General features: G+C 57.7%; 14 protein-coding genes. 4 read left to right on the top strand and 10 right to left on the bottom strand.

Annotated features, from left to right (window positions below; genetic code table 11):
• Positions 1–145: 145 nt before the first annotated feature.
• On the bottom strand, positions 146–946 hold the full coding sequence (locus ACSQ3H_RS06125; RefSeq protein ID WP_436116231.1) for an SDR family NAD(P)-dependent oxidoreductase: 801 nt from the start codon (positions 944–946) through the stop codon (positions 146–148).
• A gap of 116 nt (positions 947–1,062) precedes the next feature.
• On the opposite strand from ACSQ3H_RS06125, the gene ACSQ3H_RS06130 reads away from it, so the two are divergent.
• On the top strand, positions 1,063–2,007 hold the full coding sequence (locus ACSQ3H_RS06130) for a GlxA family transcriptional regulator (protein ID WP_436116232.1): 945 nt from the start codon (positions 1,063–1,065) through the stop codon (positions 2,005–2,007).
• A 1-nt stretch (position 2,008) separates the two neighbouring features.
• On the opposite strand, the gene ACSQ3H_RS06135 is transcribed toward ACSQ3H_RS06130, so the two are convergent.
• From ACSQ3H_RS06135 to ACSQ3H_RS06175, 9 genes are all read right to left on the bottom strand, one after another.
• Entirely contained in the window at positions 2,009–3,256 is a 1,248-nt protein-coding gene (locus tag ACSQ3H_RS06135) for a Zn-dependent hydrolase (protein WP_436119365.1), read from the bottom strand.
• A gap of 11 nt (positions 3,257–3,267) precedes the next feature.
• Entirely contained in the window at positions 3,268–4,038 is a 771-nt protein-coding gene (locus ACSQ3H_RS06140) for a glutamine amidotransferase (protein ID WP_436116233.1), read from the bottom strand.
• Positions 4,039–4,068: 30 nt separating this feature from the next.
• Entirely contained in the window at positions 4,069–5,160 is a 1,092-nt protein-coding gene (locus tag ACSQ3H_RS06145) for a phosphotriesterase family protein (RefSeq protein WP_436116234.1), read from the bottom strand.
• Complete coding sequence (locus ACSQ3H_RS06150; protein WP_436116235.1) at positions 5,161–6,192, bottom strand: ABC transporter permease; 1,032 nt, start codon at positions 6,190–6,192, stop codon at positions 5,161–5,163.
• On the bottom strand, positions 6,189–6,992 hold the full coding sequence (locus tag ACSQ3H_RS06155; protein WP_436116236.1) for an ATP-binding cassette domain-containing protein: 804 nt from the start codon (positions 6,990–6,992) through the stop codon (positions 6,189–6,191). Before ACSQ3H_RS06155 ends, ACSQ3H_RS06150 begins: the two co-directional genes overlap by 4 nt.
• Positions 6,993–7,129: 137 nt before the next feature.
• The gene (locus ACSQ3H_RS06160; RefSeq protein ID WP_436116237.1) at positions 7,130–8,068 is read right to left on the bottom strand and encodes an ABC transporter substrate-binding protein; all 939 of its coding nucleotides are present in this window, start codon (positions 8,066–8,068) and stop codon (positions 7,130–7,132) included.
• A 177-nt stretch (positions 8,069–8,245) separates the two neighbouring features.
• Complete coding sequence (locus ACSQ3H_RS06165; RefSeq protein ID WP_436116238.1) at positions 8,246–8,854, bottom strand: cupin domain-containing protein; 609 nt, start codon at positions 8,852–8,854, stop codon at positions 8,246–8,248.
• 91 nt (positions 8,855–8,945) lie between these two features.
• A complete protein-coding gene (locus ACSQ3H_RS06170; RefSeq protein WP_436116239.1) occupies positions 8,946–9,836 on the bottom strand; it encodes an MBL fold metallo-hydrolase in 891 nt (296 codons plus the stop codon).
• A gap of 84 nt (positions 9,837–9,920) precedes the next feature.
• The gene (locus ACSQ3H_RS06175) at positions 9,921–10,814 is read right to left on the bottom strand and encodes a DMT family transporter (RefSeq protein ID WP_436116240.1); all 894 of its coding nucleotides are present in this window, start codon (positions 10,812–10,814) and stop codon (positions 9,921–9,923) included.
• A gap of 313 nt (positions 10,815–11,127) precedes the next feature.
• Here ACSQ3H_RS06175 and ACSQ3H_RS06180 point away from each other — a divergent pair, with 313 nt between their 5' ends.
• Genes ACSQ3H_RS06180 through ACSQ3H_RS06190 form a run of 3 tightly spaced genes read left to right on the top strand, consistent with a single transcriptional unit; the run spans position 11,128 to position 15,262 of the window.
• Entirely contained in the window at positions 11,128–12,507 is a 1,380-nt protein-coding gene (locus ACSQ3H_RS06180; RefSeq protein WP_436116241.1) for a c-type cytochrome, read from the top strand.
• On the top strand, positions 12,504–13,001 hold the full coding sequence (locus ACSQ3H_RS06185) for a (2Fe-2S)-binding protein (protein WP_436116242.1): 498 nt from the start codon (positions 12,504–12,506) through the stop codon (positions 12,999–13,001). The genes ACSQ3H_RS06180 and ACSQ3H_RS06185 overlap by 4 nt, the downstream gene beginning before the upstream one ends.
• Positions 13,001–15,262 carry a molybdopterin cofactor-binding domain-containing protein gene (locus ACSQ3H_RS06190; RefSeq protein WP_436116243.1) on the top strand — a complete coding sequence of 754 codons (2,262 nt, stop codon included), beginning with the start codon at positions 13,001–13,003 and terminating at the stop codon, positions 15,260–15,262. The genes ACSQ3H_RS06185 and ACSQ3H_RS06190 overlap by 1 nt, the downstream gene beginning before the upstream one ends.
• Positions 15,263–15,350: the final 88 nt, after the last annotated feature.

Here is a 15,350-nt window from a genome sequence, read left to right on the forward strand (position 1 = left end):
TTGATGACCTCTACAGGTTTTAGCAGGGTCAAGGTGGACAGATCGACAGCCGAATATACGGCTATTGTGTCAATGCGTTGGCACGATTGTAAGCATTTTCCGTTTTGGGTGGCAGCGCGCACAAGTCCTGCGCGCTGCATGTTCGTCAGAGCCTCGACAGACGTTCCGCAGGTTGCCGGTGTGACAGGTTAGGGCCGAGTGCCTGGCGCGCTGTCTCGAATGTGTTCCAGTCTGCAACATCGGGAAGAGCCGGGATTGTCACTAATTCACCCTGATCGAGACCTGCAAGAGCCGCATCGACCATGTCGGCTGCGGACATCACAATGCTCTCCGGCAGGTTGCTGACAGGCACGCCTGCAATATCCCAGAACTCGGTGCTGGTGGCGCCGGGTAGTACGACCTGGATGCGAACGCCTTTGTCGGCAAGTTCATGATGCAATGATTGGCTGAAGGTGAGAACGAAAGCCTTGGTGCCACCATAGACGCCGTTCAGGATTTCAGGGGAAATGGCAGCGATGGACGAGATATTGATGATCGTGCCCGCACCACGCTCAACAAACTTGGGCCCAACGGCCTTGGCAAGCCGGCTAAGCGCCACAACGTTCAGTGTGATCATCGCATCCATCTTGGCCGGATCGGACTGGAGGAGCGGTGCAGTGGCACCGACGCCTGCATTGTTCACGAGCATGGTGATGCTGGCGTCCGTACGCAGTATTTCTTCGACGCGCGCAATGCCTTCACCGTTGCCGAGATCCGCTGCGACAACTTCGATTGTCTGGCCGGTCTCCATGCTAAGGCGTGCTGCCAGGCTGTCGAGCCTTTCACGATTGCGTGCGACGAGAATGAGGTCATAGCCGCGTCCGGCAAGCCGGTCCGCGTAGACGGCGCCGATGCCGGACGAAGCGCCGGTAATGAGGGCTGTACCCTTGGAAGATTTATTGGTCATTTGTCTGCTCCGTGATTCGGGATTAACTCCCTGTTGACGAGGAGCACATTACAGGCGTATTGCTATGGCATAAATGTCATAGATACCACCTTTTGAGACATTCGCTAGGAAGCCCGATGCATCACATTGGAATCATCCTTTTTCCGGGATTTCAGGTTCTCAATCTCGCTGCTACGACAGTGTTCGAGTTTGCCAATCTGGCTCTCGATGAGCCCTATTATGAAATCAGCCTGCTGTCGGAAGGGGGCGGGCTGATCGCCTCGTCCGCAGGATTTTCTATCAGTACTGACCCTTTCAGCGATGCTTCATTTGATACGGTGCTGGTCGTCGGTAATAATTACGTCGAGCCGGTGTCGTCAGGCCTGATCAATTTCTTGCGCGACGTCGCACCGCGATCACGCCGCATCGGCTCGACCTGCACCGGCGCTTTCATCCTTGCCGAGGCTGGGCTGCTAGACGGGCGGCGCGCGACCACCCACTGGTTCCATGCCCGAGATTTCCAGCGGGCTTTTCCTAACGTGAAGATGGAGGAAGACCGCATCTTCATCATCGACGGGCCGGTCTGGACATCCGCCGGCATGACCTCCTGTATCGATCTGGCTTTGGCGCTGGTCGAAAAGGATCTGGGGACCGATATCGCCAAGTCAGTTGCCCGAAAACTCGTCGTCTATCATCGCCGCGCGGGCGGGCAATCGCAGTACTCGGCGCTGCTCGAACTTGATCCGAAGTCTGACCGGATCCAGAAAAGTCTCGTCTACGCAAGGGAAAACCTGCACAAGGAACTATCGGTAGAGCAACTGGCGGAAGTCGCGCATCTCAGCCCACGTCAGTTCAGCCGAGCTTTTCAGGCCGAGACCGGACAATCGCCCGCCAAGGCCATCGAGAACCTGCGCGTAGAAGCCGCGCGGTTGATGATCGAAAATGGGCGCATCCCGATCGATACGATCGCCCGCGATGTCGGATTCGGCGACCGTGAGCGTATGCGCCGCGCATTCCTGCGGGCTTTCGGACAGCCCCCGCGGTTCATGCAGCGGCTCGCAAAAACCGAAGCCACCATCTAGATTACGCCATACGGAGAGCAGTCAGGGTCGATTCCAGCAAAACCTCTGCGCCAAGCACGGAGTGCTCGGGCTTGACGAATTCCGCCTCATTGTGGCTTAGGCCATCGCGGCATGGCACGAAGATCATTGCTGCATCAGTGACACGTGCAAGAAAAAGAGCATCGTGGAAGGCACCGGACAGCATCGGCTTGAAAGCGACACCGAGACGCGTTGCCGCCTGTTCGACAGCTTGCAACAGCAACGGCGAAAATTGCGCCGGCGGCATATCAAAGGTACGGCGGATCGTTGCTTCGCAACCGAGAGCCAAAGCCTTTTCTTCGCAGATCGCGCGAACATGGTTTTCAAGCCGCGCCAATTCTCGTGCGTCCGGGTGGCGCAGGTCGACGCTGAAGGAAACCTTGCCGGGAATGGCATTGATGGAAGCGGGCTCTACGGAAATGCGGCCGATGGTCAATCGCGCCCGCTCATCCTTTGGCATGACGGAATTGTAAAGCTCCTGAAGCGCTTCGGTGACCGCCACGAGGGGATCGCGACGGAACGATAATTGCGTGGTCCCGGCGTGGGCGGTCTGTCCGGTAACCACAACCTCGAGCCAGCGCGTGCCCTGAATCGCATGGACGATACCGATCGGGATGTTCTCGCGTTCAAGTGATGGCCCCTGCTCGATATGGACCTCAAGATAGCCGGAGACCGGCACGCCAAGCGGGCGCTGGATCGCATCCGGAAGCGCGTCGAGGGTTGCTGCGAGTTCTTCACCCAGCACCTTTCCGTCCGGAGAGCGGGTGGAATACCAGTCGCTGGGGATAGCACCCGAGGCAAATGCCATCGAGCCCATGCAGCCGGGTGAGTACTGGCTGCCTTCCTCATTGGTCCAGGCGACCACTTCCACGGCCGTGGGAGTCTGGACATTGGCATCCTCCAGAGATTCCAGAACCTCAAAGGCGGAAAGCGTGCCAAGCGCGCCGTCAAACCGCCCGCCCATGGGCTGACTATCGAGATGGCTGCCAATCAAAAAAGGTGGAAGATCGGCAGAAAGACCGCGTCGGCGGATGAACAGATTGGCCATTGAATCCTGGAACACGCCAAAACCGCGGTGCTCCGCCAGACTTGCCAGTTTTGCCCGAGCAGCGCGATCCTCGGGGGACAGCGCTTGCCGATTGACGCCGCCTGCCGGTGTCGCACCAATCAAGGCGAATTCGTCTAGCCTTTGAAGGAGACGTTCGCCGTTGATCTTGGCACCGGTGTTCATTGCGGTTTGGGTCAATCTTTTGCAATCGCCCAGGCAAGCATCTGTTCGAATAATGTCTTATAACCCTTCCAGGCGATGAAATCCGAAGGCAGCCAATGCGGCCCGACATCGGAGGTCCAGGCGAGCGTACGGCCCTTGCCATAGGTTCCGGTGACGAGAAGCGGCTGTAAGCCATAGTCAGTGGATACAGTCGCAAGAACTTCCGCACCGTCCTTGACCGTGACCTCGTTGTAGCCGAGCAGGATCGGCCAGTCCTTGCCGAGGCCCTGCAGGATCGGATGGTCGCCGGCGCCTGTCACGACCGGGGTGAACCCTTCCGGAACCTCGATGCGGTCATCGACGGAAAGGCAGGTAACCGGCAACACTTCTTCAACCGCCGTCTTGTGATAGCGAGCGCCGCCATTGATGCCCTGAAAACTGTAATAGCCGCCAAACATCAGCAGCGCACCGCCGTTGCGAACATAGTCGCGTAACAAGCGCAGGCGGTTTGGCGTTGTCTTCGAATGGATCCAGGTATCCGGATGCAGGAGCAGTGTATTGGCGCCGATATCGGAGAGGATAATCGCGTCAAATTCCGACAAGGCTTCGATCGTCTGGGGGAAATCGCGCTGCGCTTCGTGTGCCGGCATGAATTTCACGTCGAAGTCGCTGTCCTTCAGCGCCTTCAGCAGCTCATCGGCGCCGGTGTGATAGGTGACGGTGGGAAACTGGTCGAAGCCCTTGATATGGGTGGCAGTGGAAACCCACGACTCGCCGGCGAGAAGAACCTTGTGTTTGGACATGAAAACTCCTTGAGTACCAAAAAGCAGCGATCAGGCCGCTGCAGAAAATACGGATTTCGGGTTGTCGGTGAGCATGCGGTCGATGGACTCGGCATCGACGCCGTGGCGCTTCAGGCGCGGCACGAAGTGCTTGAGGATATAACCGTAGCCGAAGCCGCCATAGCGCGTCAGCATCATCTTCAAGAAGACGTCTTGCGACAGCAGCACGCGGTCTGCAAAGCCCATATCCACCAGCGAACGGATGGCGCGCGCATTCTGTTCGTCGGAAGGCGATTGGGCGTCCTGGTCGGCATAATAATAGTCCATGCCGATCATGTCGTATTCGAGGAAAGCGCCGCGTTTGGCGAGGCTCGCCTGGTAGGGCAGATCCTCGTGGCTGGGGTTCATGTGGCAGAGGATTGTATGCCGAAGGTCAGCGCCTTCCTGCTCGACGATGTCCAGCACTTCGTTGGCGAGCCGTTCCCAGCCAGGCAAATGGATCGACAGCGGAACCCCGGTGATACGCGAAGCGCGAGCGGAGGCGCGCAGCGACTTGCGCTCTTCCGCGGTGAAGTCCTTGCTGACGCCAACTTCGCCGATGATGCCCGCCATGATCTCGGGTTGGGTGTCGCCACCACCGACATCATTGACAAGAAATTCGGTGACCGCACTGACGTCCATATCCTTCAGCCAGTCGGGATGAGTGTGCTGCAGATAGAAGCCGGAGCCCATGACGATCTTCAGATTGGCCGTGCGGGAGATGCGCCGCAGCTTTACCGGATCACGGCCGATACCGATATTGGTGGGATCGACAATGGTGTGCCCGCCGAGAGCCTGAAAGCGCTTGAGCTCCGAAAGAGCAAGGTCGGTATCGTCCAAAGAAACGTTGTCACGATTCACGTACGGATTCATGCGCAGCTCGCCGATGATCTCGATCGAGACGGGCTGTTCCGCGATTGCCATCCCATCGGGATGACAGGGGCATTTCCAGGAGGTCGCACCGTCCAGCAGGATGTGCTCATGCATGAGCGTGACGCCCATTTCACCGACAGGCAGAGGACCCTGAACGGTCATGACCGTCCCGGATTTAACTCCGATCGGCGCCCGGTCGCGTTCAGTGGTCTGAAAGTCGAGTCCGATCATTCATCTGCTCCGGATCGCGCCGCGAAACAGCCGGAAGTTCAGCCAGATCGCAACCAGAATGATCGTGCCGGTGACGATTGGCGTCAGGAACGGCGACATATGCGCGAGGATCAGACCGTTGCCGATAACGGCTACGGTCAAGGCTCCAAGCACGGTGCCGATAAGTGTTCCACGGCCGCCAAAAAGGCTGGTGCCGCCAAGCACGACAGCGGCGATCACCTCGAGTTCGAAGCCTTGTCCGGCATTGGACGAACCAGAGCCGAGGCGGGCGGCAAGGATGATGCCGGCAGCAGCGGCGGCTGTACTGGACAGAACGTAGACCATCAGCGTTGTCAGCCGCGTATCGACACCGGCCCGGCGTACTGCCTCAGCATTGGCGCCGATACCGGTGACGTAACGGCCGAACCGGGTTTCGTTGAAGGCAAGATAGGCGACGACAAGCACGACAAGCGCAATGAGCGCGGGGACCGGCACGCCGAGGAACCAGGCGCGGCCAATGACCGTGAACGGGCTCGTCGCTTCGACCGGGATGGAATAACCGCCGGTAATCAGGAGGGCGATGCCGCGGATGACAGACAGCCCAGCCAGCGTAACGATGAAGGCCGGGATGCGTTCATAGGCGATAAAGAAACCCTGGATTGCACCGACGGCAGCGCCCAGCAGCAGCATGGCGATGATAACCAATGGCCAAGGCAGACCGGCTTGCAATGTAACAGCCGACAGAGTGGCAACAAGCGCCAGTACCGAACCGACCGAGAGATCGATGCCACCGGTAGTAATTACAAAGGTCATGGCGGCGGCCACGATCAACAGCGGAGCTGATTGGCGGACAATGTTGAGCAGATTGGGTGCGGTCAGGAAGGCATCGGTTATGCCGGAGAAAAGCAGACAGACAATCAGGAAGAAGATGGCGATGGAAACAACGCTGCCATTGGCCATAAAACGGTCATGCAGTGTACTCTTGCGGACGCGGGATTGCGCGGCGGCGGGATGAAGCGTCGCATTGTCGCTTGAAGTCGATGGATTGCTCATGTGCGTGCTCCATTTTCTTCGCCGCGGCGAGCTGAACGTGCCTGGAATTTGCGTCCAACAATGAGATTGACAACGTCTTCGATGCTGGTGTCCTCGATGCGCCGTTCGGCGACACCGCGGCCCTCATACATGACCTGAATACGGTCGCAGACAAGGAAGAGATCCTGCAGGCGATGCGTGATGAGAATGACACTGACGCCGCGCGCGCTGACAGTGCGAATAAGATCAAGAACCGCCTCCACCTCGGCGACGGCCAGCGCTGCGGTTGGTTCGTCCATGATCAGGACGGATGGCTCGAATGACGCAGCACGGCCAATGGCGATGGACTGACGCTGGCCACCGGAGAGGTTTTCAACCTTCAGGCCCGTATCGGCAATGACGATGCCAAGCCGGTCGAGCATCGTTCGAGCCTCGTCATGCATCCGCTTCTTGTCGAGAAACGGCACGCCCAGAATCCGGCGTCTTGGCTCGCGCCCGAGAAATATATTGCCCGCCACATCTACGGTGTCGCACAGGGAAAGGTCCTGATAGACCATCTCGACGTGTTCCGATCGGGCGTCTGCGGGAGAGGAAAAGGATACGGTCTTGCCGTCGATCTCGATAGTGCCCGCGTCCGGGATCACCGCGCCGGAAAGCACTTTACTCAAGGTCGATTTACCTGCGCCATTATCGCCGACGAGACCAAGCACTTCACCGGGCTTCAGGCTCAACGACACGTTGTCGAGCGTCTGGATCGTATTGTACCGCTTGGATATGCCGGTCATGCGGACCCGGTAGGTTTCACTGCCAATATCGTTCATTGCAATACCATTGGGTTAAAATCGCCTCAGATGGACCTCGCGTCCGGTGACGCAGTTCGTGGGGCGCGGCATGTGCGGCCGCGCCATTTTACTGCAATATTCATGCGTCCTACAGGACGCACGGCGCAGCCTATGTTCTATTTGAACATGCCGCGGAACTGATCGACATTTTCCTTGGTAACAATTGTTACCGGTACGTTGATGATGGGTTCGACTTTTTCGCCCTTCTTCAACTTGGTCAGCGCCTCAATGGCGGCCTTGCCTTCACCGGCAGGATCCTGCTGCACGACCGCTGTGACCCAACCGGCATCGATGCCTTCGACGGCCTGCTTGGTCAGATCCCATCCGAAGACCTTGACGTCACCGGTACGGCCTTGGCTCGTTACGGCCGAGACGGCGCCGACCAGAGCCGGTTCACCAGTCGCGTATAGCGTCGTCATGTCCGGATTGGCAGTCATCAGATTTTCGGCGGCGGTCAGGGCCACATCCTGTACATTTTGGCCATCGACTGTGTCGAGGAAAGTGATCTTCTGACCGCTATCTGCAACGGCCTTCTTGAAGCCGTCCAGACGCTGGTTCTGGATGAAGGAATTCAGCGCGCCGATAACACCGATCTTGGCGGTTCCCGACATGCTGGCTTTGACGTAGTCGGCATAAAACTTGCCGATGTCTTCGCCGGCCTTGGTGTTGTCGACACCGACGAAGGCGATGTTGTCGCCGTCTGGAATCTGCGCATCGATGGCGATGACCGGAATGCCGGCAGCCTTTGCGGCCGTGATCGCAGGCTTAACGCCATTCACATCGATGGCGACAAGAATGATGCCATCGACCTTCTGGGTGATGTAGTTTTCCATCGCGTCGTTCTGGGCGCTTGGAACATTGTTGGCGTTGAAAATGACCAGCTTGGCGCCGGCAGCATCGGCCGCTTTTTGCGCGCCTTCATTGATTTGATTGAAGAAAAGTGCCTGCTGGTTGATCGTCACGAGGGCGAAGGTATCAGCCCAGGCGGACGAGCCGACAACAAGTGTCATGGCGAGGGCTGCAGCACAGCCTGAGAGTATTTTGGTAAGACGCATCCCGATTCCCCTTTTTTCTGATGGAATGGCCCATGTGCGGGCCCACGTAAAACTGAACGCAAGGGCATCATTCAAGAGACTTGAATGTATGTCAAGTAATTTGAAAGTCCGTAATTCAATTATCGTAAAACGTGAGAAAAATCAGTTTTCGATCTAAAAGGAGTCTCGTTTCCGGCCTCAGAATGTTGGCGGTGTGTTGACCCAGAAGATGCTCGCCCGTTCCATTCCGATGTTCCGATAGGAATGGGGCAAATCGGAGTTGAAAACGAAGGAATCGCCCACGGCCAACTGGAAGTGCTTCTCCCCGACGGTGAGTTCCACTTCACCCGAGAGAATGTAGCCCACTTCTTCGCCCGCATGCTGGATAGGTCCGGCGCTGGCACCATCCTTCTCGATATGATGGATGTTGCACTGAAGAAGGTGTCCAGGCGAATATGGAATGATGCGTTCCAGCGAGATGCCTTCGCCACGCCGCAAAGGATCAAGCGCGATCAGCGGCCTTGCTCCGGCACGAAAGACGATGCCTTCCTCGCCGTCCGACTCTTCGAACATCCAGCCTATATTGGTTTCGAGAACCTGGACCAACCGGTGCAGCATGGGCAGGGAAGGCGATGCCTTGCCGTTCTCGATCTTGGACAGGAGGCTTTCCGAGCAATTGGCGGCTTCGGAGAGGGCCTTCAGTGTGAGGCCGCGTGTCTGCCGTGCCAGTTTCAGCCGGGTACCAAGCCGAGCCGGATTGGTCTCAGTAATACCGTTGGGCTGTTTGTCGAGTTCAATCTTGTTCATGCCTTGCCGCGACCTGTCATTCTGGTCATTGGCATACCTTGTCGCTCATGGCCTGACAATGCAAGGTTTTTGCAATCGCGGCGTGTAACCTTCAATCCCACTTCGTGTCGCCGAGCGCATTCAACGGTATCTTCAAAAACCGCTCTCCGTTCGCTTCGGGTTCGGGCAGCCGCCCACCATTCATGTTGATCTGCAGGGCAGCCAGAATGAGTCGGGGCATGGGCAGGGTCTTGTCGCGGGCTTTTCTCATCGCCACGAACTCTGCTTCGGAATTGCAGCGTGAAAAATGGATATTGCGGGACTTTTGCTCGCCGACCGTGCTTTCCCATAAGGGCTCGCGGCCGCCGGGCTGGTAGTCATGGCCGACAAAGATCCTGGTCTCGTCCGGTAGCGCGAGGATCGATGCAATGGATTGCCATAGATGCTCGGCGCTTCCTCCGGGAAAGTCACAACGGGCGGTCCCGCTGTCCGGCATGAACATCGTGTCGTGCACAAAAGCAGCATCGCCGATGACATAGGTGATCGATGCAAGTGTATGACCGGGAGAGAACATCACCATACCGGTTAGCTTCCCGATATTGAAACGATCTCCGGCGCTATATAGCCGATCCCACTGCGATCCATCAGCGGGAAAATCCGGCCAATTATAGAATTGCTTCCACAAGGCCTGAACCTCAACGATATGGCTGCCGATGGCGGTCGAAGCGCCAGTCTTAGATCGCAGGTAGTGTGCCGCCGAAAAGTGGTCGGCGTGAGGGTGGGTCTCCAAAATCCACTCGACCTTCAAGCCATTCGCTTCAACGAACTGTAGAATCCGGTCGGCGTTGACGGTTGCGGTCGCTCCTGACTTTTCGTCGAAATCCAGGACCGAATCGATAATAGCGCAATGTCTGGTTACCGGATCCGCGACGACATATTGCACGGAGCTCGTTCGCTTGTCGAAGAATGCATGAACGTCCGGCTTTATAGCGACTTCCAACATTTCGCGCGTCCCCCCGACCTCGAGTTCTTCGCGATTCTCCCCGCTTTTGGTTCAGCTTGTCAATTAGCGTAAAGATTTAGCGGTTCACGATACATTGTTCGGTTGGACCAGGCGTTGCGCCTTGGCCTTTTTCGACGCGCCTGCGATCACATGCACAATAACCGCGGTGAAGACGATCGATCCCCCGAACACCGTGCTTTTGCTTGGCACTTCATTAAACACCAGCCAGACCCAGAAAGGCGCCAGTGGCGCATCGAGTGAACCGATCAGCGCGGTTTCGATCGGCGGCAAGAGCTTGGCGCCGAGTGTGAAGAGGGCAAGGCCCACCGCGGAAACCAATATGCCGAAAAGCGCAATGAGCAGGAGGTCGTCGGCGGACACCACGAGCGGATTGCCGAGTGGCCAGCAGACAAGGGAACTGACCAGAGCCGACAAGCAGGCGGCAGGCATGACGGAAACATCGGGCGAGCGCCGCACAATCACCATCAGCACCGCCATGCACAGCGTCATGCCAAAGGCGAGAACATCGCCGAAGAGAGTGCCCTCAACGCCGAATCCAACCATGAGTGCAACGCCGATCAACGCCGCGATACTGGCAAGAATGGCACCGGGCGTCGGTCTTTCTCCCATGACGAGCCAGCCAAGCACCCCAGCGACGAAGGGGATGGTGGCGTAGATGACGGCCACATGAGCGACGGTGGTTTCTTTCAGTGAGCTTATGAAAAACACCATGCCGAGCGCGGAAACCGCGACGAAGAGCCAGCCGGCCCAGCCCATGTTGCGGAAGCTCGCCCAGATCCGGCCATGCTCCGTAAAGGCCATCACCGCTGCAATTCCGAGAGATCCGAAAATGCCACGCCATGCCAGGATGGTCCAGCTATCCAGCGGGATAACCCGCGTGAACAGCCCGGCAAGGCTCCATGCAATGGCAGAGGCTGTCACGAAAATCAGCCCCAGTTGATAAGCGGATGGCTTCATAATTTTCCTGAACAATTCTGCGGGTAATGCGTTGCATGATCTAGCGCCGGTGTTGTTCAGGATAACAAGGCTTCAGTAACGAAAATCGGACATCTGCTGACAATCCGGTGTCAGCAGATGCGTAAGAAAAAACTTACCGAGTTTGTATAACGATCACACAATCTTGATTGGATGGGTGTTGGCTTCGATTGACCCAACTTGCTGATATATCTAACATTGGACACGTTCTAAATTCGGAGTTTTCTCGTCAACTCTTGTATTTACTGACGCCTCGCCGGCTTCAGGAGTTCCCAATCGATTCCAAGGATAACCTGTGAAATTTGGTCGTGTTCTTATCGGTCTCGGAGCATTGATTATTGCCGGTGCTGCAGGCGCTTTTGCCTATGCGTGGAAGCCGGAGATTGCTCCGATCAACCCGCCCGAACGTGCATCCTTCGATCAGGCCTTGATCGAGCATGGGGCGAAACTGGCTGCCGTCGGCAATTGCACCGCATGCCACACGAACCCCGGTGGAAAATCGTTTGCCGGCGGGCTGACCCTTCCGACGCCTTTCGGGACGATATATTCCAGCAACATCACGCCCGATCCGGAAACTGGCATAGGAACATGGTCAGAGGCGGCATTTCAGCGAGCAATGCGGGACGGGATCGGGCGCAGGGGTGAACATCTCTACCCGGCATTTCCGTACGATCATTTCACCATTGTTTCGGACGATGATAACCGCGCCCTGTATGCCTTCCTGATGACACGCCAGCCGGTGAAGGCAACGCCGCCACCCAACGAACTTCCATTCCCGTTGAACGTGCGTCTGGTTCTAGCAGGCTGGAAAATGCTGTTCTTCAAGGATGGCGCGTATCAGGCGGACGCGAGCCAAAGCGAGGAATGGAATCGCGGCGCCTATCTGGTCAATGGACTAGGTCATTGCGGCGCATGTCACACACCACGCAACTCCCTCGGTGCCGAAAAGGCATCATTGCATTTAGCCGGCGGTGAAGCCGAGGGTTGGAGCGCTTTCGCGCTTGACGGATTGTCGCCTGCTCCTGTGGTTTGGGACAAGGATAGTCTCTTCACCTATCTGCGGCAGGGCTGGCATCCGGATCACGGTGTCGCCAATGGCCCGATGGGCGAAGTCACTGGCAATCTCGGGCTGCTGTCCGATAGCGATATCCGTGCCATGGCGACCTACGTCGCATCGGTCATGGGCGAGCCTTCGGCGGATCGCCGCGCTAAATCGGAAAAGCTGCTGCAGGAAGTGAAATCGGGCCCGATCACTTCTGCGATAAGCAATGACCAATCGGCGTCGTCAGGCGGACAAGGTGCTGCAATCTATCAGGCCGCCTGTGCTGTTTGCCATGAAAACGGCCGGCCGCAGCCTTTCGGCGGGCTTGATCTCCGACTCAGTTCGACAGTGCATGCACCAGACCCGCAAAACGCCATCAATATGGTGCTTTATGGTCTTCCAGCAGCAAGTGGCCGGACGAGTGCTATCATGCCGGGTTTCGCCGATGTGCTGACCAATGATCAGTTGAACGATCTGCTTGGCTATCTGCGCCAGCACTTTACCGACGAGCCAGCCTGGGTCGATGTGGTCCAGCGTGTAGCCGATACCAGAACCGGTAAATACCACGTCAGTATCCGGCCCTCTGACGGGATCGAACGTGGCCCCAGCAACATAGGAGCGGAGGATCAGTGATGAAACTCAACGTCAATGGCAGCACGCATGAGGTCGATGCCGATCCCGCGACACCGCTGCTCTATGTCCTGCGCAACGATCTTGAACTCAATGCCGCCAAATTCGGCTGTGGTCTTGGGCAATGCGGGGCCTGCACGGTGATGGTCGATGGCAAGGCAATTTTCTCCTGCCTGACGCCGATCCTTTTGCTCGAAGGCCGGGAGATCAAGACTGTGGAGGGCCTCGGTACCATCGATAATCCTGGCCCGATGCAACAGGCATTTATCGAAGAGCAGGCTGCGCAATGCGGCTACTGCATCCCCGGCATGATGATGCGCGCGCAAGCGCTGCTGCAATCGAAGCCGGACGCGAGCGACGCAGAAATCCAGACGACCCTTGAGCCCAATCTGTGCCGGTGCGGAACGCATATGCGTATCCTCAAAGCCGTGAGACGCGCACGTGAATTGATGAAAACAGCAGCGGCGACACCTGCAAGCGGCGGAAGGAAAGTCTGATGAACGCTCCTCGCTTTCCGAATGTAACCCGCCGCAATCTATTGTTGGGGACTGGCGCACTGGTCGTAAGTTTCTCGTTGAGAGATCAAGTTTTCGCTCAGGAAGGCGAACTCAATGTGCCTGCAAAACCTCCAGAACCAGTTGCGGCCGGTCCCAAACTGCCCGGCAGTCTGGCCGATACGCCTTCGCTGGATGCCTGGATTCGCGTCGATGCGGATAGCTCGGTCACAGTCTACACCGGCAAGGCGGAACTCGGGCAAGGCACGAAGACCTCCCTTCGTCAGATAGCGGCGGAAGAACTTGAGGTTCCGCCTGCGTCGATCAATCTGATCACAGCTGATACGGCGATTACCCCCAATGAGGGATTCACCGCCGGCAGCCAGACGGTCCAGAACAGCGGCACGGCGATCCGCAATGCCGCGGCGCAGGTTCGCGAAATCCTGATCCAGCAGGCGAGCAGCAAACTGCAGGTGCCTGTCGATCAGCTCAAAGCGGAAAGCGGCCGCATCGTCGGGCCGGATGGCAAGTCCATTGGATATGGCGAGGTGGTCATGACGGATATGCTGCATGTGGATGCGCAGCCGAAGTCGAAGCTGAAATCGCCTGATGCCTATGAATATATCGGCAAGCCGTTCGCGCGCGTCGATATCCCGGCGAAGGTCACTGGTGGTCAGGCTTATGTACAGGACATGCGTCTGCCAGGCATGGTGCACGCCCGGGTCGTTCGTCCTCCAAGCTGGTTCGCAACGCTGAAGGATATCGACACGGCCTCCATCAAAGCGATGCCGGGCGTGGTTGCTGTTATTCGCGATGGTGATTTTCTCGCGGTGGCGGCTGAGAAAGAGTTCCAGGCCGTACAAGCCATGCGCGCTCTGACGACACTCGCTGAGTGGGAAGAGAAGCCACGCCTGCCGAACGAGAAGGATCTACCTGCCGTTCTGCAGAAAAGCGAAAGCGAGCAGGGCGTGGTGGCCGAGGCTGGCGGCGACTTTACGACCGGCGTCAAGACATTCAGCGCCCAGTTCATGCGGCCTTACCAGATGCATGCGTCGATCGGACCTTCCTGCTCGGTGGCTCATCTCGACAACGGCACGATGACGGTATGGACACATACGCAAGGCGTTTACCCGGACCGCAAAGCCATTGCGCAAATGCTTGGCATGCCGCTGGACAAGGTCCGTTGCATTCATACGGAAGGCTCTGGCTGTTACGGGCACAATGGCGCTGATGACGCCGCCGGCGATGCGGCGCTGATCGCCCGGGCGCTGCCGGGCCGTCCGGTCAAAGTGCAATGGATGCGCGATCAGGAGCATCTTTGGGAGCCCTATGGTCCGGCGATGCTGACCAAGGTCAGTGCATCGCTCGATGCTTCCGGCAAGATCGTCAATTGGAAATATGACCTCTGGAGCAACACCCACTCGGCAAGGCCGGGCAGTGCGGGCGCACTGCTGCCGGGACAACTTATGGCTTCGGGGTATCCGCCGGATAAGCCGGTAATGAGCATCACGCCGCTCGGTAATGGCGATCGCAATGCAATACCGCTTTATTCGATCCCCAACATGCGGGTGCTTTGGCACTTCGTCGCGGATATGCCGGTCCGAGTCTCGTCGCTGCGCGGGCTTGGCGCCTATGCCAATGTGTTCTCGATCGAGAGTTTCATGGACCAACTGGCGAAGGAGGCGGGAACTGATCCCGTCGAGTTCCGCCTGAAGCACATGGATGATCCAAGGGCGCGCAAGGTGATTACGACAGCGGCCGAGGCTTTCAACTGGTCCAACGAACCCATGCCGGAAGGACGAGGCCGCGGCTTTGCCTTTGCCAAATACAAGAACCATGCTGCCTATCTGGCACTGGCGATGGAGATCGACGTCGACAAGGAAACTGGCAAGATCCGGATACCGCGTATTGTCTCGGCTGTCGATTGCGGTGAGGCGGTGGCTCCCGACAGCATCCGCAATCAGACGGAGGGCGGCATCATCCAGTCGCTGAGCTGGACGATGTACGAACAGGTCAATTTCGACAACACGCGGATCACGAGTTCGGATTGGTCGACCTATCCGATCCTGCGCTTCAGTGCAGTCCCGGAGAGTCTGGATGTTCATATCGTCGATAACCCGGGTTCACCCTATCTCGGCGTGGCCGAGGCAGCACAAGGGCCAACATCTGCAGCACTTGCCAATGCCATCGCCAATGCAACGGGCAAGCGCCTCTACGATCTGCCTTTCTCACCGGCGCGGGTGAAAGCAACACTGGGAGTCTGATCAAGCCCTCTCCGTCATCGGACTGCGCTGCGCGCTCCAAGAGATTGCAACTTGCGGTCTTGATTGGCGGGATGCCCTGCCGCATAAC

The sequence above is a fragment of the Phyllobacterium sp. LjRoot231 genome (assembly GCF_964253365.1).
Classification (GTDB): domain Bacteria; phylum Pseudomonadota; class Alphaproteobacteria; order Rhizobiales; family Rhizobiaceae; genus Phyllobacterium.